The organism is Curtobacterium sp. 1310, from assembly GCF_017834105.1.
Classification (GTDB): domain Bacteria; phylum Actinomycetota; class Actinomycetes; order Actinomycetales; family Microbacteriaceae; genus Curtobacterium.
In genome coordinates this window covers 828,921-853,194 of sequence record NZ_JAFICY010000002.1, presented here as the reverse complement: position 1 = coordinate 853,194, position 24,274 = coordinate 828,921, and the positions used below count along the sequence as shown (strand labels likewise).

Genomic DNA, 24,274 nt, shown 5'->3' with positions numbered 1-24,274 from the left:
GAGCCGCGCGGGTCGTGACCGTGCGGCCGTCGTGCAGTGCGGGACGCGTCAGCAGGACCGGCGTGCGTGCACCGGCATCGGGGACCCGATGACCGTCACCTCGGTGTCGTTCGTCAGCGCCGAGACGCCGTTCGTGCCCTGCGCGTCCTCGCCCGTGTCGTGGGTCGGACCGTCGGCCGCGTCGTCGTGCTCCGCGCGGGGGTCGTCCCCGGTCGGGTCGTCACCGGTCGGGTCGTCGCCGGTCGAACGCTCGTCGGGAGCCCAACCGGCTTCGAGCAGCAGCTGCCACGCCCGGGAGTCGCCGGACCCGAACGACACCTTGTCGGAGCGTGGAGCCGTCGCGATCTCGTCCGCGACGTCGTCGCCGACCTGGACCCCGTCAGGACCGGTCAGCTCGACCCGGTCGCCGGTCCGGCCCCGTACCGAGTCCTTGAGGACACGGATCTCGACCGCGTTGCCGACGGCGGACGGTGTGCGCAGCGCCGCGACGCGGACCGCGCCGCCCCAGGTGTAGGTCGTCCCCGCCGGGAAGCACGCGCCGCCGTCGCCGACCGCGGTCTGCGTGCGCGACGGGGTCCCCAGCAGCCGGTTGAGCAGCGAGACGGTCGACCTCGCGTCGCGCATGGGGACGTCCGCGACGGTGTCGTCGGCGTGCCGGAGGACCAGGGACTCGGCGTCGAGCTCGACCGTGTCGACCCGGCGCAGTTCGCGGTCGGTGACCCGGATCAGTGGCTGGACCGGGTCCGCGACGTCGCTGCGGTCCTCCGCTGCCGCGGCCGGTGCCACGCCCCCCGTCGCGAGAGCATCGGACCCGACCGTGCCGGCCGCGAAGGCGAGCACGGCAGCGCCGAGCGCGAGCAGAGTGCGGGAAGTCACCAGTCGACCGTACGGCCCGGAGCCGGACAGGACGACAGGTGTTACCGAATCGCAGCCCGGTCGTCACGTGTTCGTGATCTTGGGGATGTGTCACGGACGCGTCGCGGGGGACACCCGGCTGGACGGACAGCGGTACCCCGGTGCGTACCGTCCAGGCCATGACGGAGCAGCAGAACGACCAGGCGGGTCTCGACCAGTACGCGATGCAGGACCCCACGAAGATGTACGCCGACAAGAAGCCGGACGAGCAGTACCTGCAGGGTGCCGGTACCGACGAGGAGATGGCGCAGAACGTGCCCGCCGATCACGGTGAGGACACCTACCGCGGCTCGGGCCGCCTGCAGGGCCGCAAGGCGCTCGTCACGGGCGGCGACTCGGGCATCGGCGCCGCCGTCGCCATCGCCTACGCCCGCGAGGGTGCCGACGTCGCCATCGTGTACCTGCCCGAGGAACAGGAGGACGCCGACCGCATCGTCGGCCTCATCGAGGCAGCGGGCCGCAAGGCCGTCGCGATCCCCGGTGACATCAAGGACCTGGCGTTCTGCGAGGAACTCGTCCAGAAGACCGTCGACGGCCTCGGTGGGCTCGACATCCTCGTGAACAACGCCGGCAAGCAGCAGAACGTCGACGACATCACGAAGATCTCGGACGAGGAGTTCGACGAGACCTTCAAGACGAACGCCTACGCGACCTTCCGCATCACGAAGGCGGCCGTGCCGCACATGCAGCCCGGTTCCACGATCATCAACACGACGTCGATCCAGGCGTACGCGCCGTCACCGCATCTCGTGCACTACGCCGCCACGAAGGCGACCGTGAACAACATGGCCAAGGGGCTCGCGGCACAGCTCGCGCCGAAGGGCATCCGCGTCAACGCCGTCGCTCCCGGCCCGATCTGGACCCCGCTGCAGCCGGCCGGTGGCCAGCCGCCGGAGGCGCTCCCGTCCGCCGGTGAGCAGACCTACCTGGGCCGCTGGGGCCAGCCCGCCGAGCTCGCGCCGGCGTTCGTGTTCCTGGCGAGCGGCGAGTCGTCCTACGTGGTCGGCGAGACGCTCCACGTCGACGGCGGCATGCCGACCCCGTGAGACGGGTCGCCTGACGCGCGCACACCGCAGACGGACGGGAGGCGCGGTGCCGGCTGGCACCGCGCCTCCCTCACAGGCTCGGTGCCGACTGGCACCGCGCCTCCCTCACAGGCTCGGTCGGGGCGCCCCGCAACGCTTCGCGTCGCCGTTCAGCGGGGCGCGCCCGTCCGTCGTCTCAGCAGGCGACGGAGCGCGCCATCCGCTCCAGCAGCTCCCGTGCGGACATCGCCGCGGTCAGTTCGACCTCGACCGGGTTGATCCCGATCGCGCGCTCGAACGCGCGGCGGCGGGCCTGGTCGGCGATCGGGACCTCGGGGCGTTGCGGCAGCCGGGCGATCGCGCGTGCTGCGGCGTCGAACGCGCCCTCCGGGGAGCCGAGCTGCTCCCACATGGTCCGCACGTCGTGCGCGACCTGCTCGTCGTCGCCGCCGAACTCGTAGCCTGCGGAGGCCATGATGGCCAGGCCCTGTGCGACGGGGTCTTCGGGGGTCATCCCGGCATGGTCGCACGGCAGCCCGCGTGCGTGCTCCGGGGTCGTCGCCTGTCCCCCGACATGCTGACACCCGTACCGGGGATGCTGTGTCCCCCGCCACTGCGCTTGGATGGAGGTGCGGACAGGACGTCCGCCGCACGACGGAGGGCACGATGCTCGAACACACCAGCGCCGACACGCAGGCGGCAGCCGCCGCGGCCGCCACCCTGCACCTGCGCATCACGATCGTCGGCGCCACGGTCGACGTCCTCCGCGACGTGCCCTTCCACGAGGCCCACGTCGGCATGGTCGCCGAGCGGATGGGCATCACGACGGAGGAGCTCCGCCAGCACTTCCCGTCCTGGGACGGCCTCGTGCTCGCCGCCGTCGACCGCTGGAACGGCGCACGACTGGAGGCGGTGGCGCACGAGGTCGGGGACGGCCCCACGGTCGACCTGCTGCGTGCGATCGTCGCCTCGAACGCCGAGGACCCCGCGCTCATGCGGCTGCTCGTCGCACTGCTCTCCGTCGCCGGCAACCCTGCGCACCCCATGGCCACGTACCTGCGGTCGCGCTACCAGCTCTTCTTCTCGCAGGTCAGGCGCGGACTGGAGCACGACATCGCCGTCGGCCGCGCGCCGCACACGATGGACCCCCGTCGCGGTGCCGAGCAGCTCATCGCGCTGTACGAAGGGCTCCAGCTGCAGGCGATGCTCCGCGCGGAGCTCGACCTGGTGCCGGCGTTCGACCGTGCGGTCGCCCGACTCGAGCGCGGATGGATGGAGCGGTACGAGCCGCAGGCCGCGCAGCGCTTCTCGACGTGGAGCGACAGCGGGAGCTGGGAGATCTGACCCCTGGCCGCGAGGCGCGTCACCCGGGTCGACCCGGAGCCGCACGGGCGTAGTCGTGGAGGCTCCGACGGAAGGAACCGACATGGCAGCACCGAACCCGATCCAGGTCCAGAAGTACCTCAGCGGCATCGACTACCCCGCCTCGAAGGAGGACATCGTCGCGACCGCCGAGAAGGAGGACGCCCCCGGTGACGTCCTGGACGCCCTGAAGGGGATCCCGGACGGCGACTACGACGCCCCCACCGCGGTGACGAAGGCCGTCTCCGACAAGGGCTGAGGCGCTCGCACCACCCGAGACCCGGGCTGGGCGACGTTCCTCGTGCTCCCGGGCACGAGAGCGGTCGCCCAGCCCGGGTCTCGTGTCCGGGTGGTCCCTCAGCGCGGGCGGTGGCCCCGCGGCACGGAGCCGTTGCCCGGGTCGTACCCGGTGTCCCGCAGGACGGGGATCGCCGTCGTGTCGTTGTGGACCGAGTGCACCGTCACCCGACGCGCCCGCCGCAGGGCCCGTCGCGCGCCGGGGGTCGCCACGAGACCGCCGAGCACGAGCCCCGCGCCGATGCCGAGTGCCACCGAGACGGCCGCCACGAAGTCGAGCGCGGCGCCGGACGCCCCCGACATGAAGTGCAGCAGGGCATCGGACACCGCGACACCGGGCAGCAGTGCACCGCAGAACGCCGGCACCGCGATCGCCGCCACGGCCGTGCGCATCCGGGCTGCTGCGATGGTCGACAGCACGCCGAGCAGCACCGACGCGATGAACGTCGCTCCCAGCAGCGGCATGCCGAGGTGCCGGAGCTCCCAGAGGAACGCGCCGGCGGTGACCGAGAACACCACCGCGACGGGGATGACCCGGGCACTGGCCTGCTGCACGAAGCAGTTCGCCGCCGCGGACACGACCGTCAGCGACAACGAGGCCCAGAGCGGCAGCGGTTGCAGCACGATGCCGGACGGGTCGACCTCGATGCTGAGCCACTGCAGGACCGCGATGCCGGCCGGGACCCCCACGACGATCGCGGCGATCACGAGCACGATGTAGAACGCCCGGGCGACGGCCATGGCCCGGAAGCCGGAGATCGCGTCCTGGGCCCAGGTGACGAGCGACACGTGGGGCAGCAGCAGGACGACGAGTGCGGCGACCATCGTGGCCGCACCCGTCGCGGTCAGGACCTCGGCCCAGATCGCCAGGGTGCCGATGGCCGAGGCGACGGCTGCCTGCGCACCGGAGACGAAGAACTGCGGGAAGCCCCGGCCGGTCAGCCAGCGGCCGGACAGGATGATCCCGAACATGAGCACGAACGCGCCGACACCGGCGCGCCAGCCACCACCGGCCTGCATCGCGATCGAGGTGCCGAGCACCGAGAGGCCCACGTCGGCGAGCCAGGTCGGCCACCGGGTGGGCAGCCGCAGGACGGCGACCAGGGCGCTCACCGCGCTCGTCATGTCGCGCTCGCCGTGCACCAGGTCGTCGACGATCTGGTTCGCGCGCGCGAGCCGGTCGAGGTCGGAGCCGTCGGACTGCACCGTGCGGACCTTGACGAGCGGCGGGTGGTCGGCCGGGGCGTACTGGAGCGTGACCGAGCTGCCGGAGAAGTCGAGGTCGAGGGGCGCGAGGTTCCACTTCGTGGACACCGCGACGACGGCGGTCTCGACACTGCGGGTGTCCGCACCGGAGGCGAGCATGACCTCGGCCAGGTCGAGGCAGAAGTCGACGATCTGCACCGGCGAGTACTGCTCGCGCGGGCGGGTGTCCGGGGTGACGTCCTCGTAGATCGTGCCGCGCAGGCGGGCACGGGCGTCGCGGATGTCGTGCTGTGCGAGGTTGCGGACGCGCGGCCGGGGTGGGCGCCCGGGCCGCGGGACGCCGGGGAGGAACTGCTCGGCCATCAGACCATGGTGCCAGCCGCTCGCGCCCGAGTCCGGACGTCCGCTGGACGTTGCCGATGACGGGTCAGTGACGGGCCTGCGTGCTGAGTCGTCCGGCTGCGAAGGCGGTGAGGACCGCACCGACCAGCACGACGACCTGCCCGGTCAGCTGCAGTCGGGTGGTCCGGATCGGCAGCATCGTCTCGCCGGCGAGGGGCGCGTAGGCGAACCACCCGAACGACGGGTTCGGTGCTGCGAGGAGGAGGACCACGCCGGCGACGAGCAGGATGATCCCGACCAGCAGCCCCCGGAGCGTCCAGGTGCGGGCGAGGCGAGCGGCGCAGGCGGCCGCGACGATCCCACCGAGCAGGGCGAGGACCGCCCCCACGACGAGCTGCCCGGGTCGGTCCCCGCTGACGAACGCGAAGTCACCGCCCGATGCACCCGCGATCCAGCCGGACGAGTCGAGTCGCCGCACCGCCAGGAACACCACGCCGACGAGGGCGACGAGTGCGCCCACCCACGTGACGACGTGCGTGCGGGTGCGGAAGAGGCGGCGCATGCGCCCCACCGTACCGATGGACGGACGGGAGGCGCGGTGCCAGCTGGCACCGCGCCTCCCGTCCGTCCGTCCGTCGGTGACGACTACTGCTCGAAGGTCGCCTTGAGCTCGATCTCGACGCCCGTGAGCGCCTTGGAGACCGGGCAGGTCGCCTTGGCCTCGTCGGCCGCCTTCAGGAAGGCGGCCTCGTCGATGCCGGAGACCTCACCGTTGACGGTGAGGGTGATGCCGGTGAGCTTGAAGCCGCCGGCGCTGTCCGGGCCGAGCGAGACGTCGGCCTTGACGTCGAGGGCCTCGACGGTGCCGCCGGCCTCGCCGAGGATCGCGGAGAACTGCATCGCGTAGCAGGCCGAGTGGGCCGCGGCGATGAGCTCCTCGGGGCTGGTGGTGCCACCGGCCTCGTCCGCGGCGCGCTTCGGGAAGGAGACGTCGTAGGTGCCGACCTTCGAGCTCGACAGCTCGACCTGGCCGGAACCGTCGTTGAGGCCGCCCTGCCAGGCGGTGCGTGCGGTGCGCGTGGGCATAGCCGCTCCTTTCGTTGGGGGAGGCCCCGTTCAGGGCCGACGCCAGTCAATCGGAGAACGACCGTTCTCGCAACCGGCTCTCGGGGAAGACGCAGGATGTCCGGCGACCGAGATGCGCGACAGGTGTAGTTTTGACGGAGATCGAAGGAGAACCCGTGCACGCCGTCGTGTTCGAACAGTTCCGGACGTTCCCCGTCCTGACCGAGGTCGAGAAGCCCGTCCCGGGACCCGGGGAGGTGCTCCTCAAGGTCGCCGGTGCCGGGGCGTGCCACTCCGACGTCGCCGTCTACCGCGAGTTCCAGGAGGGGCAGCCGGGCGCGCAGGCCCCCGGGTTCGTCCTCGGGCACGAGACCTCCGGTTGGGTCGAGGCCGTCGGTGACGGGGTGAGCGGCTTCACCGAGGGCGACGCCTACCTCGTCTACGGGCCGGTCGGCTGCGGGCACTGCGCGTCCTGTTCGAAGGGCCAGGACACCTACTGCGAGAACGCCGCCACGAACCCGTACGCGGCCATCGGTCTCGGTCGGGACGGCGGCATGGCGGAGTACGTGACCGTCCCGGCGCGCAACCTCGTCTCGCTCGGTGACGCCGACCCGATCGCGGCGGCACCGCTCAGCGACGCCGCACTCACGCCGTACCACGCGATCAAGGCAGCGATGCCGAACCTGGCGGGCGGCGGCAGGTACGCGCTCGTGGTGGGGCTCGGCGGTCTCGGGCAGATCGCCGTGCAGATCCTCACGGCACTCACCGGCGCCACGGTCATCGCGACCGACACGAAGCAGGACGCGATGGACCGTGCCGCGGCCCGCGGTGCGGTCACCGTTCCCGCCGGGCCGGACCAGGCCACCGCGATCCGCGAGCTCACCGGCTGCAAGGGCGTCGATGCGGCGTTCGACTTCGTCGGTGCGACGCCGACGATCGCGACCGCGAAGGCCTCGATGGCGATCGGCGGACGGCTGACCGTCGTCGGGATCGCCGGCGGGACCGTCGAGTGGAACTTCTTCACGACGCCCTACGAGTCAACGATCACGAACACCTACTGGGGCACGATCGAGGACCTGCACGAGGTCGTCGCGATGTACCGAGCGGGGCAGATCGAGCCCGACGTCGAGCGGTTCGCGTTGTCCGACGCGCTCGAGGCCTACCGCAAGCTCGAGGCCGGCGAGCTGTCCGGCCGCGCGGTGGTCGTCCCGACGCTGTAGCGGCCGCGGCGCGGCCGCGGCGGCGGCCGCGGCGGCGGAGCGCCGCGGCTGCCCGAGGCTCGGCTGGGCGGACGGTTTCGCGGCCACTGGGCCGCGAACGTGTCCGCATGCGCGAGCCTCGGCCGCGCGGCCCGTGCGGGCCGCGCGGGCCGGGCCGCGCCGGCCGGGCCGGCCGGGCCGGCCCGACCGGTCAGACCGCGGGGCCCGCGGTCCGCAGGGCGTCGGCCTGCTCCGGGGAGGAGCGCGCCGCGTACCCGATGCGGCTCTCGCGGACGTGCCAGGCCATCCGCTCGGCGGCCTGCTCGACGTCCCCCGCGTCGATCGCGGCCAGGATGCGCCGGTGGTCGGGCCACAGCCGCTTGCCGCGCGACGAGGTGTCGAGCGCGTAGAGCCACTCGATCTTCCGCGAGAGCTGCCGGAGCAGGGTCGCGAGCGTCGTGCTGCCGGAGAGCTCGGCGACCAGCAGGTGGAAGCGCTCGTTCAGGTCGACGAGCAGGTCGAGCTCGCCCCGCTCGACGGCCGCGTCACCCTCGTCGAGGACGGCCCCGAGTTCGCGGCGCACGCGCCACCAGTCCTCCGGCGGGGCCTCCGCGTCGAAGAGCGTGCGCGCCCGGGTCGCGGCGCGGCGGGCGGTGGCGGTCTCGAGCGACTCGCGGACCGCGAACAGGTCGTCGGCCTCGTCGAACGGGATGTCGGCGATGCGCGAGCCCACGTTCGGGCGCGACACCACGAAGCCCTCGCCCTCGAGCCCGCGGAGTGCCTCGCGGACCGGCACCCGGGAGACCCCGTGCCGCTCCGCGAGGAACGCCTCGGTCACCCGGGTGCCCGGTTGCAGGGCGCCGGTCACGATGTCGTGGCGGATGGCGTCGATGACGCTCGTCCCGTTCAGCACGGTGCCGATCGTGCCACACCGCGCCGGTCGCCCACCCGGGACGCCGTCACGCAGCCGCCTCGGCGAGGGCTCTCCCCGGGATGGCGTCGAGCAGGTCCTTCGTGTACTGCTCCTGCGGGTCGTCGAACACCGCTGCGACGCTGCCCCGCTCGACGACCTCACCCCGGCGCATCACCACGACGTCGTCGGCGATCCGCCGGACCACCCCGAGGTCGTGCGTGATGAAGAGGTAGCTCAGCCCGAGCCGGTCCTGGAGCTCCTCGAGCAGCGCCAGGATCTGCTCCTGCACCAGGACGTCGAGCGCCGAGACCGCCTCGTCGAGGATGATCAGCTCGGGTTCGAGCGCCAGCGCCCGGGCGATCGCGACGCGCTGCCGCTGCCCGCCGGACAGCTCGTTCGGCCGGAGCTGCGCGACCTCGCGGGGGAGCGCCACCTGGTCGAGGAGCGTCGCGACCCGCTCGGTGCGCGACGCCCGGTCACCGATGCCGAAGACGCGCAGGGGCTCGTCGATGATCCGCTCGATCGTCGAGGTCGGGTCGAGCGACCCGTACGGGTCCTGGAACACCGGTTGCACGCGGCGTCGGATCTCCCGCCGCTCGGCGCCACGGGCGGTCCCGATGGACTTCCCGTCGACCAGGGCGGTGCCCGACGTCGGCGTCTCGAGTCCGAGCACGATCCGCGCGACCGTCGTCTTGCCCGAGCCGGACTCACCGACGACCGCGGTGGTCGTGCCGCGACGCACCGCGAACGACACCCCGTCGGCAGCCTTCAGCGTTCCGGCACCACGACCGCGGAGCCGGTACTCCTTCACCAGGTCGGACACGACGAGGATCGGCTCGCCCGCGGCCACGGGCTCCGGCGCGACCCCGGACAGCGCGGGCGCCGCCGCGATGAGCCGCTTCGTGTACTCGTGCTGCGGGTCGCGGAGGATCGCCTCGGGCGCACCCTGCTCGACGATCTCGCCGTCGAGCATCACGACGACGCGGTCGGTCCGGTCCGCCGCGACCCCGAGGTCGTGCGTCACGAACAGCAGCGTCGTGCCGTGCTGGTCGACGAGGGTCTGCAGGTGGTCGAGGATCTGCCGCTGCACGGTCACGTCGAGCGCGCTGGTCGGCTCGTCGGCGATGAGCAGCTCGGGCTGGCGGGCGAGTGCGACGGCGATGAGGATGCGCTGCCGCATCCCGCCGGAGAACTCGTGCGGGAACTGGTCCGCCCGCCGCGACGCCTCGGGGATCCCGGCCTCGGTCATCAGCGCCACCACCCGCTGCCGGATCGCCGCGCGTCCCCGCAGCCCGCCGGCCCGCAGCGCGTCGGCGATCTGCGCGCCGACCCGCATCGACGGGTTGAGGTTCGTCGACGGGTCCTGCGGCACGAGCCCGATCCGTGCGCCACGGACGCGTCGCATGAGCGCCTCGTCGGCGTGGGCGATGTCGTCGTCGCCGAGGCGGATCCCACCACCGGTGATGTGCCCGGCCCCCGGCAGGAGCCGGAGCAGGGCCGCGATGAGCGTCGACTTGCCCGAGCCGGACTGGCCGACGATCGCGACGCGCTCGCCGCGGCGGACGTCGAGGTCGACGCCGTGCAGGACCTCGCGGTCACCGAAGGCGACCCGCAGGTCGCGGACGGACAGCAGGGTGTCGGTCCGGTCGGTCTGGTCGGTCTGGAGGCGCGGTGCGGCCCCGGTGGTCGTGTCGCCGTCGTGCATGGTCCGGTCCTCAGCGTCCTGCGGCATAGCCCTGTGCTCCTCGCGGGTTGGCGGCGGCGCCCATGACGCCGGTGTCGGGGTCGCGCGTCACGCACGACAGACGGCCGAGCGACCAGTCGCCGGCGCGGGTGACGACGTGGCCGAGCTCCTCGAGCCCGGCGATGACGTCGTCACCGAGGCGGTCCTCGACGACGAGGCCGCCCGGGGTCCAGGTGCGGGGCCAGAACGACCCCGGGAACGACGTCGTGTGCAGTGCGGGTGCGTCGATCGCCTGCTGCGGGGACCACCCGCCGACGATCGTGCGGAGCAGGAAGAGCAGCTGCCACTGGTCCTGCTGGTCGCCGCCCGGGCTGCCCATCGCGACCACCGGCTCGCCGTCCCGGAGCACGAGCGTCGGGGTGAGCGTCGTGCGGGGTCGGGCGCCCGGGGTGAGCGTGGACGCCGTGCCCTCCTCGAGCCAGGTCATCTGCATGCGGGTGCCGAGGCAGAACCCGAGCTCCGGGATCGTCGGCGACGACTGCAGCCACCCGCCGGAGGGCGTCGCGCTGACGATGTTGCCCCAGCGGTCGACGACGTCGATGTGGCACGTGTCGCCGCGGGTCTCGCCCGTCTCCATCACGATCGGCTCACCGCGGTCCTCGTGCACGGGGGCATCCTCGGCCGGTGCGGCCACCGCGTTGCCGCGGGCGCCGGGGACGGTGGGCTCGCCGACACCGGCGATCGACTCGCCGCGCGGTGTGTACGTCTCACGCAGCGGGGGCATCGCACCCGCGGGCACCGAGACCGACCCCGGTCGCAGCTCGTGCGACGCACGGTCACCGATCAGGGCGCGACGCGCGTCGGAGTACGCGTCGGAGAGCAGCTCGGCCATCGGGACGTCGCCGTCGCCGTAGTACGCCTCGCGGTCGGCGAGCGCGAGCTTCTGCGCCTCGGCGATCGTGTGCGCGCCGAGGACGGTCGACGGGTCGAGCCGCTCGTCGTCCAGTGGGTCGAGCAGGCGGAGGGTCTGCAGGAGCGCCGGACCCTGGCCCCACGGCCCGGTCTTCGCGATCGTGTGGCCCCGGAACTCCGCGGTCGTCGCGGGCTCGGTCGACGCGCGGAACGCCGCGAGGTCGCTCGCGCGGACCACCCCGGCGTGGTCGGTGCCGGACGCGTGGCGGTGCGGGGCGCGGACGAAGGCGTCGACTGCCTGCGCGACGAAGCCCTCGGCCCACTCGGTGCGGGCGGCCTCGATGCGCGCGACGCGCGCGCCCTCGCCCTCCACGGTGCCGGACCCTGCCTGCACGAGCCGTTCCAGGACCGAGGCCCAGGTCTCGTTGCGCACCATCGACCCGGCGGCCGGCACCGAGCCTCCCGGCAGCCACCGCTCGGCGGAGGACGGCCAGTGGTCGCGGAACAGGTCCTGCACGGTCGCGATGGTTGCGACCACGCGGGGCGCGACCGGGTGGCCGTCACGGGCGTACCCGATCGCGGGGGCGAGGACGTCGGCGAGCTCCCACGTGCCGTGCTCGGCGAGGAGCAGCAGCCACGCGTCGACGGCACCGGGGACGGCGGCCGCCAGCGCGCCCGCCCCCGGGACCAGGTCCAGGCCCTCGGACCGGAAGTGCTCCGGCGTCGCGCCGGCCGGGGCCGGTCCCTGGCCCACGAGGACGGTCGGTGCCCTGTCGGACGCCGTCGCGAAGATCGCGGTCACGTCGCCACCGGGTCCGTTCAGGTGCGGTTCGACGACGTGCAGGACGAAGGCGCCGGCGACGGCGGCGTCGAAGGCGTTGCCGCCGCGCTCGAGGACCGACTGCGCCGTCGCGGTCGCGATCCAGTGCGTCGACGCGGCCATCCCGAAGGTGCCCTGCAGGTCCGGACGGGTGGTCTCCGTCGGCGGGGTGGTGAAGGCGGGGTTGGTGCTCATGGTGCTGGTGCTACTTCCGGTCCGAGGCGGTGGGGTCGAGGGCGTCGCGCAGGGCGTCCCCGAACAGGTTGAAGCCGAGGCAGATGACGGCGATCGCGACCCCCGGCACGACGGCGGCCCACGGCGCCTGGCCGAGGTACTGCTGCGCGTCCGAGAGCATGATGCCGAGGCTCGGCGTGGGCGGCTGGATGCCGAGCCCGAGGAAGGACAGCAGTGCCTCGCCGATCACCGCGACCGGCATGATCACGGTGGCCTGCACGATGATCGCCGAGACGCAGTTCGGCAGGACGTGCTGCGCGATGATGCGCGCGCCGCCGGCGTCCAGCGTCCTCGCGCTCGTCACGAAGTCGGCGCTCGTGATCCGCAGGGTCTCACCGCGGACGATGCGGATCATCGCCGGCACGTGCGAGATGCCGATCGCGATCACGGCGTTCGACAGGCTCGGCCCGCTGATCGCCGCGAGCCCGACCGCGATGATGAGGAACGGGAACGCGAGGGCGACGTCGGTCAGGCGGGAGATGATCGCGTCGAGCCAGCGCCAGTACCCGGCGAGCAGACCGAGCGGGGTGCCGACCACGACGGCGAGCAGCACCGACAGCACGCCGACGACGAGCGAGACCTGGATCCCGTACAGCGTGCGGGACAGGATGTCTCGGCCGAGGTCGTCGGTGCCGAACCCGAAGCCCACGGTGAAGGGCACCTGGAACGGCAGGTCGAAGTGCGTCGCGGTCGGGTCGTGCGGTGCGACGAGCGGTGCGGTGATCCCGGCGAGCACGACGACGGCGAGCATGATGCCGCCCGTCATGCCGAGCCGGTTCGTCCGGACCTGCTTCCAGATGCGACCGCGGCTCGAGCCCAGGTCGAAGGGAGCGGTGATGGTGGTCATGCGGTGCCTCCGACGCGGATCTTCGGGTTGATGACGGAGTACAGGACGTCCACGGCGAAGTTGATGAGGACGTAGCCCAGGGTGATCACGAGCACGACGGCCTGGATGACCGGGTAGTCGCGGGTGAACACGGCGTCGAGCGTGAGCTTGCCGAACCCGGGCAGGGCGAAGATGCGCTCCGTGACGACCGCGCCCGAGATGAGGCCACCGAGCTGCAGGCCGACGATCGTGACGACGACGATCATCGAGTTGCGCAGGCCGTAGCGGAAGAGCACCCGCGGGCGGCTGAGCCCCTTCGCGCGGGCGGTCCGGACGAAGTCGGTCTTCATCGTCTCGATCATCGACGCGCGGGTCTGGCGCATGATGACGGCCGCGAGCGACGTGCCGAGGATGAGCGCCGGGAGCGTCAGGTGGTGCAGCGCGCCGAGCGGGTCCCGCGTCACCGGGACGTAGCCCGAGGCGGGGAACCAGCCGAGGCCCGCCGCGAGCCAGACGATCGCGAGGATGCCGAGCCAGAAGTTCGGCACGCTCAGGCCGACGAGCGCGGCGGCGTTCGCCATCCACTCGGGCCACCGGCCGCGGTAGCGCTCGGCGAGGGTGCCGAGGGCGACCCCCACGACGACCGCGACCACGATCGCGTAGAGCGCGAGCCACAGCGTGACGGGGAGCGTCGAGCCGAGCAGGTCCGTGACCGGGGTGCCGGTGCGGGTGGACTGTCCGAGGTCGCCCTGCAGTGCGTTGACGACGAAGCGCCAGTACTGCACGAGCAGGGAGTCGTCGAGGCCGAGGTCGGCGCGGACGGCGGCGAGCCGCTCGGGGCTCGCCTCCTCGCCGGCCAGGGCCAGGGCCGGGTCGCCCGGCAGCTGCCGGACCCCGAAGAAGACCACGATCGAGGCGAGGACGAGCGTGAGCGCCGCCTGCCAGAGCCGTGTCAGGACGTACCGGGTCACTTGTCGCTGCCTTCCACGAACGCCGCCTGACTGAGCCGGACCACGCCGTCGGCGTAGGTGGACACCCCGGCGACGTCGGAGCTGACGCCGGTGATGCTGCGGGTCCGGTAGAGGTAGATGATCGGGTCGTCCTGCTGGACCTTCGTGACCAGCTGGCCGTACAGGTCGGCGCGTTCCTGCTGGTCGGTGGCCTGCGCCGCCCGGGCGATGAGGTCGTCGACCTCGGGGTCGCTGTAGCCCGGGTAGTTGTTGCCGCCGCCGGTGCCGAGGAACGAGCCGATGTTGCCGTGCGGGTCGACACGGCCCGACCAGCCCAGCTGCAGCGCCTGGAAGTCGCCGCGGGTCTGGTCGTCGAGCAGCGTCGTGTACTCGACCGGGGTGATCGTGATCGCGAAGCCCCCGGCGCGGGCCTGGGCCTGGAGCGCCTGGGCGAACCGGACGGTGTCGGGGGTGTTCGTCACCTCCATCTCGATCGGGAACGGTTGCTCGACCCCCGCTTCCTCGAGGAGCTCCTTCGCGTGGTCGGGGTCGTACTCGGGGCACGCCGTGCTCGCGTCGGTCGCGAAGGCGCTCGTGTCCGGGATCGGGGAGCACGCGACGTCCGCCCACCCGCGGAACACGCTCTGCACGAGCTCGCCGCGGTTGATCGACATGGACAGGGCCTGCCGGACCTTCCGCTCGGTGGCGAGCGGGGTGTCGAGTGGCTCCGGGTCGGTGCCGACGCCGTCCTGGTTGGCGAGGTTGATCGTGATGCCCTGGTAGCCGAGGGAGCCGGTGCGCAGGACCTCCAGGTCCTTCCGCTCCATCAGGTCGTCGACGTCCTGCGTGGAGATCGTGTCGGCGACCTGGACGTCCCCGGACTTCAGGTTCTGTGCGCGGATGCTGGCGTCGGTGATGATCCGGTAGGTGATCCGGTCGAAGTGGGCGCTCGCCGGGTCGTGGTACATCGGGTCGCGCTCGACGGTGATCGAGGTCTGCGGCACGCGCTCGACGAACTTGTAGGGGCCGATGCAGACCGGGGCGTCCCCGAACCCGTCGCCCTCCTGCTCCAGTGCCGTCGGCGACATGACCATGCCCGCACGGTCGGCGAGCGCCGCGGTGATCGGGGCGAACGGGGTCGAGTAGCGGATGCGGACGGTGTGGTCGTCCACCGCGTCGATGCTCGAGACCGGACCCATCTCGCTCTTCCGGCTCGAGTCGTCCTTCGTCAGGTTCCGCTCGAGCGTCGTCACGACGGCGTCCGCGTCGAACGGGGTGCCGTCGGCGAAGCGGTAGCCGGTGTGCACCGGGAACGTGACGGTCTTCCCGCCGTCCGACACCGTCGGCAGCTCGGTCGCGAGCATCGGGATGATCGCACCCTCGGCGTCGATGTCGAAGAGCTTCTGGCACATCGTCTCCATGACGTACCGGGTGTACAGCGACGACGAGGTGGTCGGGTCGAGCCGGTCCGGTTCGGCGGAGAGCGCCATGACGAGGTCACCGCCTTCGCGGACCTGCTGGTCGCCGATCGCGACGGTCGTGACGGTACCGGCGGTGGCGCCACCGGCCTTCGAGCGTTGGACCGGCACGCAGGCGGTGAGCGCGAGCGAGGCGGCCAGGGCGACGGCGGGCACGGCGAGGAGTGTCCGGCGGCGTCGAGCGGGAGTCTGGGACATCGTGTTCCTGGAGCTGCTGGTGTGCGTGGTGACCCTTGTGGAGTCACGCTCAGGAGTGCGGTGATTGCATACAATCACGACTGACAGCGCTCGTTTGTACACAGTGTGTTTCCGGTGTGTAACAGTTCCGCCGACCGCCGGCGCTCGTCTGCACGATTCCCGCCCGGTGTCATGCCCCCGGTCCGGGGGCTGTCCCGACCGAGGGCCTCCTGCGAACATCGACCCTCGGTGGGTTTCAGGGGCCCGCCGTTCCGAGACACGCACCGCGCCGGCATCCGACGCCCGCGGCACCACGAGCAGGGGTTCCACCACATGATCAGGGCACGGGCGAAGTTCGCTGCGGCCGTCACCGCCGTCGTCATCGCGGCCGCGGGACTCGTCGCCACCGCGTCGCCGGCGCAGGCCGCGACCACCTACAAGGGGACGGTCAAGGCCGGCACCACGCTGCAGCCGGGCGACACCGTCACGTCCACGAACGGGCAGTTCCGGCTCGTCATGCAGGGCGACGGCAACCTCGTCGAGTACGGCATCGGGAACGTCGTGCTCTGGGCGTCGAACACCGCGAACCAGCCCGGGGCCGCTGCCGTCGTGCAGAAGGACGGGTACCTCGCGCTCGTCCGGAGCGGTCGGCTCGTCGCCAGGTGGGGCACCGCCGGGACGGCGAAGGACTTCGGTGTCCGGCTGGACGGCGAGCTGCGGATGCGGACGCCGACGAACGGTCCGCTCTGGCGCACCAAGGTCGCACAGTCGCGGGTCGTCTCGGGCAACGTCCTCCTGCCGGGGACGGTCCTGCGCGCGGGCGCGGGCTCGACCACGACCTTCACCATGCAGGCGGACGGCAACCTCGTCCAGTACGTCAGCAGCAAGCCCGTCTGGTCGTCGCAGACCTTCGGCAACCCCGGGGCGACCGCAGCGGTGCAGACGGACGGCAACCTCGTGGTCTACAGCCCCGACGGCGGCCGCGCACTGTGGTCGTCCGGGACGTTCGGCCGCGGCGCCGGTCAGCTGCTCGTGCAGGTGGACCAGAACGTCGTGCTCTACGGCAGCTCCGGCACCCGCACCTGGTCGTCACGACCGGTGACCGGGCTGCTCTGGCCCGTGACCGGCACGACCATCTCCGGACGGTACGGCGACGACCGCGGGGCCGGGCACGTGCCGCGCTACCACCAGGGCACCGACGCACCGGTGAAGGTGGGGACACCCGTGTACTCGTCCGGCCCGGGAACGGTGACGACGGTCGTCCGGGACAACGCCAGCTACGGCAACTACGTCGTGGTCACCTACGGGCTGACCACCGTCCTGACGGCGCACCTCAGCGAGATCTCGGTCACCAAGGGGCAGGTGGTCGGGAACGGCAAGCAGATCGGGAAGTCCGGCAACACCGGCCAGTCGACCGGTCCGCACGTGCACGTCGAGACCCGCGTGAACGGCACGCTGAAGGACCCGCTGTCGTTGCTGTCGTTCCGCTGAGCCCCGCTCTGCGCGGACCTAGGCTGGGCGGATGCAGCGCCACGACGCCGAGTCGGTCCTCGCCGCCCTCGCCAGGACCCCGGGCGACGTCGCGGGTGCCCGGCGCGTCGCCCGACGGTTCGCCGACGTCGACGCCGGGGAGCGCTCGGCGCTGCTGTGGAGCGAGGACGCGGGAGCGCGGCTGGTCGCCGTGCTGCTGCTGGTGCAGGCGATGCGCGCGCACCCCGACCCCGAGCTGACCGACGAGTACCTCGCCGCGGCGAAGGCCGAGCGGTTCGAGGACACGGTCCTGGTGGACGTCGCGGCCGAGGAGCTCGTCGGTGTCCCGCTCGTCGGCACCTCGACCGGCCCGCTGTTCGCGCTCGCGAAGTCAGACGTGGCGACGGTCCGCCGGATCGCCGTCGTCGCGACGCTCGCCTTCGTCAAGCAGGGGGACGCCGAGGTGCCGCTCGCGATCGCCGGTCGGCTGGTCCGGGAGCGCAGCGACGCCGTGCAGTCCGCGCTCGGGTGGGTCCTCCGCGAGACGGGGAAGCGCGCCTCGGAGTCGGCGCTCGTGGCCTTCCTCGAGCGGAACGGCCGCTTCCTGTCGACGGCGGCCCGGGCGACCGCGACCGAGCACCTGCCGCCGGCCGAACGGGACCGCCTGCGCGGCTGACGACGCACCCTCGCGAGACGCAACGACGGCGACTGCTCGCAGCGCTGTACCGTTGCGAGCAGCCGCCGACGTTGCGTCTTGCGGAACCGGCGGAACCCGGCCGGACGGCCGGGTCGCCGGGCGTCAGTGCGCGAAGACGTCGTCCAGCGTCCAGGTCGCCAGACCGCGCTCCTCGAGCAACTCGTGCAGCCTCGGGAGTGCCCCGATCGTGCCGGGGAAGTTCGCGTGCCCGATGACGATGTGTGCCGGCTGGAACCACTGCTCCGCGAAGCCGACGATCTGCTCCGCCGTGATGTCGCCCGAGTCCGCGAGCGTCCCGTACCAGAGGAGCGGGGTCGAGTAGCCGACGGCCGCCGCGGCACGGTCCACCCGCGCGTCGTGGTACCCGAAGGGCGGTCGGAAGTACGGGCGGGCGTCGACGCCGAACGTCCGCTCGAGGAACGCGTGGTTCCGCATCAGTTCGTCCTGGATCGCCTGGTCGCCGAGCTTCGTCAGCGCGGGGTGGCTCCACGTGTGGTTGCCGAGCTGCACCTGCCCGGAGTCGACGAGCGGCCGCAGCAGGTCGGCGTGCTCGGTCCACGACGGTCGGTCCCCGTTCACGAAGAACGTCATTCGCGTCCCGGTCTCGGCGGCGAAGCGGGCGTAGGCCTCGACGACCTCGGGTGATGCGCCGTCGTCCACGGTCCACGCGATCCCCGGCGTGCCCTCCGGCAGACCCGTGACCGTGCCGCCGGGCAGGGGGACCCGCGTCAGCGCCGGCCTCGTCGGGGTCGGGGTCGGCGTGGGTGTGGGTGTCGGTGTCGGTGTCGGTGTCGGGGCGGCCGTCGAGCGCGTGGGGGTGGCAGACGTCGGCCTCGCGGGCCGGTCACCACCGGAACAGGCAGCGAGGACCGCGGCCGCCAGGGTGCCGGTCGCCCCGGCGAGGATCGTCCGGCGGGTGGTGCTGTGGTCCATCGGCCCCAGCCTGCCGACCGGCCGGGCGCCGGCGCATCCGCACGCGGGAGGAGTCGCGGTGGCCGACCGGCCACCGGTGCGGACGGGAGGCCCGCCCCACCGCCGCCCGCAGCGCGCGTGGAGGACGGGGCTGGGAGGCCACCACGGGGCGGGCGCGTACCGAGGAGGTCACGTGAGCCGTGCCTCCCGGCCGGCCCGAAGCAACGACGAGAGGAACGCGACGTGCGCGCACTCACCTGGCAGGGCACCGAGAAGGTGTCCGTCGAGACCGTCCCCGACCCGACGATCCAGGAGCCGACCGACGCGATCGTGCGGATCACCTCGACGGCGATCTGCGGCTCCGACCTGCACCTGTACCGGGTCCTCGGCCCGTACATCGACAAGGGCGACGTCCTCGGCCACGAGCCCATGGGCATCGTCGAGGAGGTCGGCTCCGCCGTCACGAACCTCAAGGTCGGCGACCGCGTCGTCGTGCCGTTCAACATCTCCTGCGGGCACTGCTGGATGTGCCAGCACGGCTTCCAGTCGCAGTGCGAGACCACCCAGGTCAAGGAGTACGGCACCGGCGCCTCGCTCTTCGGGTACACGAAGATGTACGGCCAGGTCCCCGGCGGCCAGGCCGAGTACCTCCGCGTGCCGCACGCCGACTACGGGCCCATCAAGGTGCCGGACACCGGCGCCGACGACCAGTGGCTCTTCATGAGCGACATCATCCCGACCGCGTGGCAGGCCGTGCAGTACGCCGAGGTCCCCGAGGGCGGCACGCTCGCGGTGCTCGGTCTCGGTCCGGTCGGCCAGTTCGCCGCACGCATCGGCAAGCACCTCGGGTACCGGGTCCTCGCCGTCGACCCCGAGCAGGTCCGCCGCGACCTCGGTGCGAAGCACGGCATCGAGGTGTTCGACCTCGACGACGACATGGTGTCGAAGCTGATCGACCTCACCGACGGGCGCGGCCCGGACGGTGTCGTCGACGCGGTCGGCATGGAGGCGCACGGCGACCCCGTCGCCGGGTTCGCGCAGCGCGCGGCCGGGCTGCTGCCCGACAAGCTCGCGCAGAAGGCGATCGAGACCGCCGGCGTCGACCGGCTCGCAGCCGTGCACGCGGCGATCGACCTCGTGCGCCGCGGCGGCACGGTGTCGCTGTCCGGTGTCTACGGCGGCATGGCCGACCCGATGCCGATGATGACCCTCTTCGACAAGCAGATCACGATCCGCGAGGGGCAGTGCAACGTCCGCCGCTAGGTCGACGACCTCATGCCGCTCGTGTCCGACCCCTCGGACCCGCTCGGCACCCTCGACCTCACCACGCACCGGGTCTCGCTCGAGGACGCCCCGGAGATGTACTCGGTCTTCCAGAAGAAGGAGGACGGCTGCATCAAGGTCGTGCTCGACCCGTCGATGGCCGCGGCCTGATGACCGCCCGTCCGCTGCGGGTGCGCTGATGCGCGTCGTCGTGGTCGGGGCGACCGGCAACGTCGGGACCGCGGTGCTCCGACGGCTCGCGGCTGCGCGGCTCACCGGTGACGGCCGCGCGGGCGACGAGGACGGCCTGCAGGTCGTCGGCGTCGCTCGCCGGGTGCCGGACGCCCGGGTCGCGCCGTACGACGTCGCTGTGTGGCACGCGGTCGACGTCGGTGGTCCGCGCGCCGTGGACGAGCTGACGGCGGTGTTCCAGGGCGCCGACGCCGTGGTGCACCTGGCGTGGGCACTCCAGCCGACGCACGACATCCCGGCGCAGCACCGGACGAACGTCACCGGGACGGCGAACGTGCTCGCGGCGGTCGCCCGGGCCGGCGTCGGGCAGGTCGTCGTGTCCTCGTCGGTCGGCGCTTACCGCGGCGTCGACGTCGAGGGCAAGCGGACCCCGGTGGACGAGTCGTTCCCCGCCACCGGCATCCAGACCGCCACCTACTCGATCCACAAGGCCGAGAACGAAGCCGCTCTCGACGTGTTCGCGTCGCAGCACCCCGGGGTCGTCGTCACGCGGCTCCGACCCGGACTGGTGTTCCAGCGCGGGGTCGCGGCCGAGCTCCGGGGGCTGTTCCTCGGGCACCTCGTGCCGATGTCGATCGTCCGGGCGGCTCGGTTCGCGGTGCTGCCGCTGCCGCTGCCGTTCGTGTTCCAGGCCGTGCACGCCGACGACCTGGCGGACGCGTTCTGGCGGACGATCGACCGACGTGCGGCCGGGGCGTTCAACATCGCGGCGACGCCGGTGCTCACCCCGCCACGCATGGCCCGGGCAGCGGGGATGCTCGGGGCGGTGCGGGTACCGCTCCGGCTGCTGCGCGGGATCGTCACGCTGACCTGGCGGCTCCGGCTCCAACCGACGGACGCCGGGTGGCTCGACATCGCCGCCGGGGTGCCGATCATGCGGACCGACCGGGCTCGGCGCGAGCTCGGGTGGGTGCCGCAGCACACGGCGGAGGACGCGCTGCGCGAGCTCGTCGGCGGGTTCGCGGACGGGGCGAACGTCGAGGCGTCGGGACCGCTGCGCGGCTGAGGGTCGCGGGCGTCCCTGGTGGGACCGGGCGTCCCTGGTGGGACGGTTCCACCAGGTACGCCCGGAAGCCCCTGCCGTGGCACCTGTTCCGGGAAGCACCGGGCGCGCTACGCTCCAGCCCAGGGCGCGACCGTGCCCGGCGGGGAGGGGCTGACATGGCGATCGACGACTTCGGGGTCCCGGGCGGGGAGACCCACAACCCGCTGATCCCGCCCGTGTACGACCTGGTCTGGACCCTCGTGGCCGTCGGCGGCATCGTCACGCTCCTCGGCGTCGTCGCGGTGATCGTCCTCGTCGTGCACCGGTCCCGACGGATGGCCGCTCGTGGACAGGACCCCCTGACCCTGCAGGAGGACCTGGCGTACCGCGCGGCGCAGAGCGCAGCGTTCGCTCCGGCGGTCTCCCGAGAGCACCGGCTCGCCGAGCTCGACGACCTGCACCGCAGGGGCCTCATCACCGACGACGAGCGCCGGGACGCCCGGGCCGAGGCGCTCCGCGCGTAACCTGGCCGGGTGTCGCCGACGAGCCCGCTGCTGCCGACGGACCTGCTGGGCGACTGGACGCTCCGCCGGACGGTCGACGACCGCCTCGCGGGTGTGACCGGCACCGTCACCGGGTCGACGACCCTGACGCTGACGACCCCGGACGAGGTGCGCTGGGACGAGTCCGGCACCATGACGTTCGACGGCCGCGTGGTGCCGGTGTCCCGGACCCTCGTCGTGCGCCGTGGCCCTGACGGCCGGTGGACGGTGCACTTCGCCGACGGCCGGGTCTTCCACGACTGGGTGTGGGGCACCACGGTCGAGCACGCGTGCGCGCCCGACGACTACACGGGCGTGCTCGACGGGGACGCCGAGCGCTGGACCGTCCGGTGGCGGGCACGCGGCCCGGCGAAGGACCACCGGCTCGACAGCGTCCTGCAGCGTCGGTCCACCACGGCAGACTGAGCGCATGGCACGCTCCTCGACCGGTACCGCCGCCCCACGGATCACCCCGATCGACCCGCGGGACCTCGACGACTGGGCACCGGCGCCCGGTGACGTCCTGACCGGGGACCGGATCGACGGCAGGCGCATCGACGTGCTCGACCTCGCGGGCGAGCGCCTGCCCGACCTCGAGCTCGAGGAGTGCGTGGTCGACACGCTCCGGGCGGACGGCACCGACCTGCGCGGACTGCGCATCCGCGACTCGGTGGTCGAGACGCTCGACGCGCCGGTGTTCCGCGCCTCGAGCAGCGCCTGGCGCGAGGTCCGGGTCGCCGGTGGCCGGGTCGGCTCCGCCGAGCTGTACGACGCGACGCTGAACGGGGTCGAGTTCGTCGGCATGAAGCTCGGGTTCGTCAACCTGCGCGGCTCGACGCTCACCGACGTCGTGTTCCGCGACTGCGTGGTCGACGAGCTCGACGTCGCCGACGCCCGGCTGCTGCGCGTGGCCTTCCCCGGCACCCGGATCCGCTCCGTGGAGGGCTCGGGCACCCGCATCGAGCACGTGGACCTGCGCGACGCCGACCTCGACCGGGTGGAGCGGCTCGAGGGCCTCCGCGGGGCGACGATCGGCACCGACCAGCTGTTCGCCCTCGCGCCGCTCCTGGCAGCGCAGGCCGGCTACCGCGTGGAGTGACCGGCGGGCTCCGCGTCGGCGGCCAGCGCCGCCGCGATGTCGGCCTGGACGAGGTCGCCGTGCACCGCGGCACCGGCCTGGGTCCCCGCAGCCGCCGCCGCGATGACGGTGGCCATCGGTGACGTGACGTTGCCCGCGGCGTACACCCCGCGGACGCCCGTCTGGCCGACCGCGTCGACGGTGAGCCCACCGCCGAACCGGAAGCCGTTCACGACGACGTCATCCGCGTGCAGCCCGAGCCCCTCGAGGAACCCGACGCGTGGCTCCGCCGTACTCGACGCCGCGAGCGCGTCGAGCGCGACGACCTCCCCGGAGTCGAGCTCGACACCGGTCAGGACGCCGTCCGAGGAGCGGACCCGCGTGATCGACGCCTCGACCACCTCGACGCCGCGGGCCCGGAGACCGGCGAGCGCGGTGTCGTCGACCAGTGCGGGGTCCGTGACGAACGCCGTGACCCGGTCGCTCAGCGCGCGGAACATCTGGGCGTGGTGCGCACCGTTCGGTGTGGTGACGAGGACACCGATGCGGCCGTCGCGGACCTCCCACCCGTGGCAGAACGGGCAGTGCACGACGCCGCGTCCCCACTGCTCGGCGAGGCCGGGGACGTCCGGCAGCACGTCGACGGCGCCGGAGGCGACGACCAGCCGGCGCGACGTGACGACCGCTCCGGAGTCGAGGGTGACCGAGAAGCCGACGGGGTCGACACCGGTGCCCTCGGTGGCGGACGTGGCCACGACCCTCCCGGCCGCGACCTCGACGCCGTACGCGGCGACCTCCTCACGGCCGATCCGGGTCAGCTCCGCGGGTGCGACGCCCTCGCGCCCGAGGTAGTTGTGGGCGCCCTCGGCGGGCGCGTTCCGGGGCTCACCCGCGTCGACGACGAGGACGGAACGGCGCGACCGCCCCGTGATGAGTGCGGCGGACAGGCCGGCGGCCGAGCCGCCGATGACGATGACGTCGTAGTGATCACGCATGACCGCATCATGGACAGTGGTCGGCGACAACGGCAACGAATCTTGCCGGTGTGGCAACATGGCCGCATGGTGCACGGCCGGGAGGAACGGATCACCCCACCGACGACGGCGCAGGTCGTCGACGCGGTCGGCCCGCGGCTGCGGTCGCTGCGGGAGCGACGACAGGTCACGCTCGCGGCGCTCGCCGCGGAGACCGGCATCTCGGTGTCGACGCTCTCGCGGCTCGAGTCGGGGCAGCGTCGACCGACCCTCGAGCTGCTGCTGCCCCTCGCCCGGGCGTACCAGGTGCCGCTCGACGACCTCGTCGGCGCACCGCAGACCGGCGACCCACGCGTCCACCTGCAGCCCGAGCGGCACGGCGGTCGCGTGGTGATCCCGCTGACGAAGCGCACCGGGGGCGTGCGGTCGTTCAAGCAGCTCATCCCGCCGATGCCGGCGAACGGCGACCGGAGCCTGAAGACGCACGAGGGCTACGAGTGGCTCTACGTGCTGTCGGGACGTCTGCGCCTGCTGCTCGGCGACCGCGACTTCGACCTCGGGCCGGGCGAGGTCGTCGAGTTCGACACGCACACCCCGCACTGGGTCGGCAACACCACGGACGAGGTCACCGAGGTGCTCTGCCTGTACGGGCCGCAGGGGGAGCGGGCCCACGTGCGGTCACGGCCGACGGGCTGA

General features: G+C 72.8%; 24 protein-coding genes and 1 pseudogene. 12 read left to right on the top strand and 13 right to left on the bottom strand.

What is annotated here, in order from left to right:
• Nucleotides 1-48: 48 nt before the first annotated feature.
• On the bottom strand, nt 49-876 hold the full coding sequence (locus JOD95_RS08060) for a hypothetical protein (RefSeq protein WP_209684349.1): 828 nt from the start codon (nt 874-876) through the stop codon (nt 49-51).
• Between the two features lie 158 nt (nt 877-1,034).
• Between JOD95_RS08060 and JOD95_RS08055 the strand changes: the two genes are divergently transcribed.
• On the top strand, nt 1,035-1,961 hold the full coding sequence (locus JOD95_RS08055; RefSeq protein ID WP_066651615.1) for an SDR family oxidoreductase: 927 nt from the start codon (nt 1,035-1,037) through the stop codon (nt 1,959-1,961).
• A 175-nt stretch (nt 1,962-2,136) separates the two neighbouring features.
• On the opposite strand, the gene JOD95_RS08050 is transcribed toward JOD95_RS08055, so the two are convergent.
• On the bottom strand, nt 2,137-2,454 hold the full coding sequence (locus tag JOD95_RS08050; RefSeq protein ID WP_209684347.1) for a hypothetical protein: 318 nt from the start codon (nt 2,452-2,454) through the stop codon (nt 2,137-2,139).
• Between the two features lie 152 nt (nt 2,455-2,606).
• On the opposite strand from JOD95_RS08050, the gene JOD95_RS08045 reads away from it, so the two are divergent.
• Together JOD95_RS08045 and JOD95_RS08040 are read left to right on the top strand one after the other, a co-directional pair.
• Nucleotides 2,607-3,284: a TetR/AcrR family transcriptional regulator gene (locus tag JOD95_RS08045; RefSeq protein WP_066651619.1), complete on the top strand. Its 678-nt coding sequence runs from the start codon at nt 2,607-2,609 to the stop codon at nt 3,282-3,284.
• An 82-nt stretch (nt 3,285-3,366) separates the two neighbouring features.
• A complete protein-coding gene (locus tag JOD95_RS08040) occupies nt 3,367-3,561 on the top strand; it encodes a DUF2795 domain-containing protein (protein ID WP_066651621.1) in 195 nt (64 codons plus the stop codon).
• Between the two features lie 98 nt (nt 3,562-3,659).
• Here JOD95_RS08040 and JOD95_RS08035 read toward each other — a convergent pair whose 3' ends face one another.
• From JOD95_RS08035 to JOD95_RS08025, 3 genes are all read right to left on the bottom strand, one after another.
• The gene (locus JOD95_RS08035; protein ID WP_209684345.1) at nt 3,660-5,168 is read right to left on the bottom strand and encodes a threonine/serine exporter ThrE family protein; all 1,509 of its coding nucleotides are present in this window, start codon (nt 5,166-5,168) and stop codon (nt 3,660-3,662) included.
• Nucleotides 5,169-5,232: 64 nt separating this feature from the next.
• On the bottom strand, nt 5,233-5,709 hold the full coding sequence (locus tag JOD95_RS08030; RefSeq protein WP_209684343.1) for a hypothetical protein: 477 nt from the start codon (nt 5,707-5,709) through the stop codon (nt 5,233-5,235).
• Nucleotides 5,710-5,792: 83 nt separating this feature from the next.
• The gene (locus tag JOD95_RS08025) at nt 5,793-6,233 is read right to left on the bottom strand and encodes an OsmC family peroxiredoxin (RefSeq protein WP_209684341.1); all 441 of its coding nucleotides are present in this window, start codon (nt 6,231-6,233) and stop codon (nt 5,793-5,795) included.
• Nucleotides 6,234-6,388: 155 nt separating this feature from the next.
• Here JOD95_RS08025 and JOD95_RS08020 point away from each other — a divergent pair, with 155 nt between their 5' ends.
• Nucleotides 6,389-7,432, top strand: a complete 1,044-nt coding sequence (locus JOD95_RS08020; RefSeq protein WP_209684339.1) for an NAD(P)-dependent alcohol dehydrogenase — start codon at nt 6,389-6,391, stop codon at nt 7,430-7,432.
• Between the two features lie 190 nt (nt 7,433-7,622).
• Here JOD95_RS08020 and JOD95_RS08015 read toward each other — a convergent pair whose 3' ends face one another.
• Genes JOD95_RS08015 through JOD95_RS07990 form a run of 6 tightly spaced genes read right to left on the bottom strand, consistent with a single transcriptional unit; the run spans nt 7,623 to nt 15,426 of the window.
• Nucleotides 7,623-8,324: a GntR family transcriptional regulator gene (locus tag JOD95_RS08015; RefSeq protein ID WP_251154236.1), complete on the bottom strand. Its 702-nt coding sequence runs from the start codon at nt 8,322-8,324 to the stop codon at nt 7,623-7,625.
• Between the two features lie 46 nt (nt 8,325-8,370).
• Nucleotides 8,371-10,029, bottom strand: a complete 1,659-nt coding sequence (locus JOD95_RS08010; protein WP_209684337.1) for an ABC transporter ATP-binding protein — start codon at nt 10,027-10,029, stop codon at nt 8,371-8,373.
• 10 nt (nt 10,030-10,039) lie between these two features.
• Nucleotides 10,040-11,935, bottom strand: a complete 1,896-nt coding sequence (locus tag JOD95_RS08005) for a gamma-glutamyltransferase family protein (protein ID WP_245171631.1) — start codon at nt 11,933-11,935, stop codon at nt 10,040-10,042.
• Between the two features lie 10 nt (nt 11,936-11,945).
• Nucleotides 11,946-12,821, bottom strand: a complete 876-nt coding sequence (locus tag JOD95_RS08000; RefSeq protein WP_066651633.1) for an ABC transporter permease — start codon at nt 12,819-12,821, stop codon at nt 11,946-11,948.
• Nucleotides 12,818-13,771, bottom strand: coding sequence for an ABC transporter permease (locus JOD95_RS07995; protein WP_066651635.1), 954 nt, complete (start codon nt 13,769-13,771; stop codon nt 12,818-12,820). Before JOD95_RS07995 ends, JOD95_RS08000 begins: the two co-directional genes overlap by 4 nt.
• Nucleotides 13,768-15,426 carry an ABC transporter substrate-binding protein gene (locus tag JOD95_RS07990; protein WP_209684335.1) on the bottom strand — a complete coding sequence of 553 codons (1,659 nt, stop codon included), beginning with the start codon at nt 15,424-15,426 and terminating at the stop codon, nt 13,768-13,770. The genes JOD95_RS07995 and JOD95_RS07990 overlap by 4 nt, the downstream gene beginning before the upstream one ends.
• A gap of 312 nt (nt 15,427-15,738) precedes the next feature.
• On the opposite strand from JOD95_RS07990, the gene JOD95_RS07985 reads away from it, so the two are divergent.
• Entirely contained in the window at nt 15,739-16,896 is a 1,158-nt protein-coding gene (locus JOD95_RS07985; protein WP_209684333.1) for a peptidoglycan DD-metalloendopeptidase family protein, read from the top strand.
• 31 nt (nt 16,897-16,927) lie between these two features.
• Complete coding sequence (locus tag JOD95_RS07980) at nt 16,928-17,551, top strand: DNA alkylation repair protein (RefSeq protein WP_209684331.1); 624 nt, start codon at nt 16,928-16,930, stop codon at nt 17,549-17,551.
• Nucleotides 17,552-17,674: 123 nt separating this feature from the next.
• Here JOD95_RS07980 and JOD95_RS07975 read toward each other — a convergent pair whose 3' ends face one another.
• Nucleotides 17,675-18,505: a polysaccharide deacetylase family protein gene (locus JOD95_RS07975; protein ID WP_209684329.1), complete on the bottom strand. Its 831-nt coding sequence runs from the start codon at nt 18,503-18,505 to the stop codon at nt 17,675-17,677.
• A gap of 222 nt (nt 18,506-18,727) precedes the next feature.
• Here JOD95_RS07975 and JOD95_RS07970 point away from each other — a divergent pair.
• The 5 genes and pseudogenes from JOD95_RS07970 to JOD95_RS07950 all read left to right on the top strand — a co-directional run bounded on the left by JOD95_RS07970 (nt 18,728) and on the right by JOD95_RS07950 (nt 22,625).
• A pseudogene (locus JOD95_RS07970) lies at nt 18,728-19,918 on the top strand (zinc-dependent alcohol dehydrogenase).
• A gap of 28 nt (nt 19,919-19,946) precedes the next feature.
• Nucleotides 19,947-21,005 carry an NAD-dependent epimerase/dehydratase family protein gene (locus JOD95_RS07965; protein WP_209684328.1) on the top strand — a complete coding sequence of 353 codons (1,059 nt, stop codon included), beginning with the start codon at nt 19,947-19,949 and terminating at the stop codon, nt 21,003-21,005.
• A gap of 155 nt (nt 21,006-21,160) precedes the next feature.
• Entirely contained in the window at nt 21,161-21,508 is a 348-nt protein-coding gene (locus JOD95_RS07960; protein WP_209684327.1) for a hypothetical protein, read from the top strand.
• 9 nt (nt 21,509-21,517) lie between these two features.
• On the top strand, nt 21,518-21,952 hold the full coding sequence (locus JOD95_RS07955; RefSeq protein ID WP_066651647.1) for a DUF6314 family protein: 435 nt from the start codon (nt 21,518-21,520) through the stop codon (nt 21,950-21,952).
• Nucleotides 21,953-21,956: 4 nt separating this feature from the next.
• A complete protein-coding gene (locus JOD95_RS07950; protein ID WP_066651649.1) occupies nt 21,957-22,625 on the top strand; it encodes a pentapeptide repeat-containing protein in 669 nt (222 codons plus the stop codon).
• Here JOD95_RS07950 and JOD95_RS07945 read toward each other — a convergent pair.
• Nucleotides 22,610-23,599, bottom strand: coding sequence for an NAD(P)/FAD-dependent oxidoreductase (locus tag JOD95_RS07945; protein WP_209684326.1), 990 nt, complete (start codon nt 23,597-23,599; stop codon nt 22,610-22,612). The two genes, JOD95_RS07950 and JOD95_RS07945, sit on opposite strands and share 16 nt — an antisense overlap.
• A gap of 66 nt (nt 23,600-23,665) precedes the next feature.
• On the opposite strand from JOD95_RS07945, the gene JOD95_RS07940 reads away from it, so the two are divergent.
• On the top strand, nt 23,666-24,274 hold the full coding sequence (locus JOD95_RS07940) for a helix-turn-helix domain-containing protein (RefSeq protein WP_209684325.1): 609 nt from the start codon (nt 23,666-23,668) through the stop codon (nt 24,272-24,274).

What these genes read in the sequence shown, in the direction of transcription:
- JOD95_RS07965 (WP_209684328.1), top strand. Translation starts at nt 19,947, where the DNA reads ATGCGCGTCGTCGTGGTCGGGGCGACCGGCAACGTCGGGACCGCGGTG.
- JOD95_RS08055 (WP_066651615.1), top strand. Translation starts at nt 1,035, where the DNA reads ATGACGGAGCAGCAGAACGACCAGGCGGGTCTCGACCAGTACGCGATG.
- JOD95_RS07980 (WP_209684331.1), top strand. Translation starts at nt 16,928, where the DNA reads ATGCAGCGCCACGACGCCGAGTCGGTCCTCGCCGCCCTCGCCAGGACC.
- JOD95_RS07975 (WP_209684329.1), bottom strand. Translation starts at nt 18,505, where the DNA reads ATGGACCACAGCACCACCCGCCGGACGATCCTCGCCGGGGCGACCGGC.
- JOD95_RS07960 (WP_209684327.1), top strand. Translation starts at nt 21,161, where the DNA reads ATGGCGATCGACGACTTCGGGGTCCCGGGCGGGGAGACCCACAACCCG.
- JOD95_RS08050 (WP_209684347.1), bottom strand. Translation starts at nt 2,454, where the DNA reads ATGACCCCCGAAGACCCCGTCGCACAGGGCCTGGCCATCATGGCCTCC.
- JOD95_RS08040 (WP_066651621.1), top strand. Translation starts at nt 3,367, where the DNA reads ATGGCAGCACCGAACCCGATCCAGGTCCAGAAGTACCTCAGCGGCATC.
- JOD95_RS07985 (WP_209684333.1), top strand. Translation starts at nt 15,739, where the DNA reads ATGATCAGGGCACGGGCGAAGTTCGCTGCGGCCGTCACCGCCGTCGTC.
- JOD95_RS07945 (WP_209684326.1), bottom strand. Translation starts at nt 23,599, where the DNA reads ATGCGTGATCACTACGACGTCATCGTCATCGGCGGCTCGGCCGCCGGC.
- JOD95_RS08035 (WP_209684345.1), bottom strand. Translation starts at nt 5,168, where the DNA reads ATGGCCGAGCAGTTCCTCCCCGGCGTCCCGCGGCCCGGGCGCCCACCC.
- JOD95_RS08005 (WP_245171631.1), bottom strand. Translation starts at nt 11,935, where the DNA reads ATGAGCACCAACCCCGCCTTCACCACCCCGCCGACGGAGACCACCCGT.
- JOD95_RS08010 (WP_209684337.1), bottom strand. Translation starts at nt 10,029, where the DNA reads ATGCACGACGGCGACACGACCACCGGGGCCGCACCGCGCCTCCAGACC.
- JOD95_RS08030 (WP_209684343.1), bottom strand. Translation starts at nt 5,709, where the DNA reads ATGCGCCGCCTCTTCCGCACCCGCACGCACGTCGTCACGTGGGTGGGC.
- JOD95_RS07940 (WP_209684325.1), top strand. Translation starts at nt 23,666, where the DNA reads ATGGTGCACGGCCGGGAGGAACGGATCACCCCACCGACGACGGCGCAG.
- JOD95_RS08000 (WP_066651633.1), bottom strand. Translation starts at nt 12,821, where the DNA reads ATGACCACCATCACCGCTCCCTTCGACCTGGGCTCGAGCCGCGGTCGC.
- JOD95_RS08045 (WP_066651619.1), top strand. Translation starts at nt 2,607, where the DNA reads ATGCTCGAACACACCAGCGCCGACACGCAGGCGGCAGCCGCCGCGGCC.
- JOD95_RS07990 (WP_209684335.1), bottom strand. Translation starts at nt 15,426, where the DNA reads ATGTCCCAGACTCCCGCTCGACGCCGCCGGACACTCCTCGCCGTGCCC.
- JOD95_RS08025 (WP_209684341.1), bottom strand. Translation starts at nt 6,233, where the DNA reads ATGCCCACGCGCACCGCACGCACCGCCTGGCAGGGCGGCCTCAACGAC.
- JOD95_RS07950 (WP_066651649.1), top strand. Translation starts at nt 21,957, where the DNA reads ATGGCACGCTCCTCGACCGGTACCGCCGCCCCACGGATCACCCCGATC.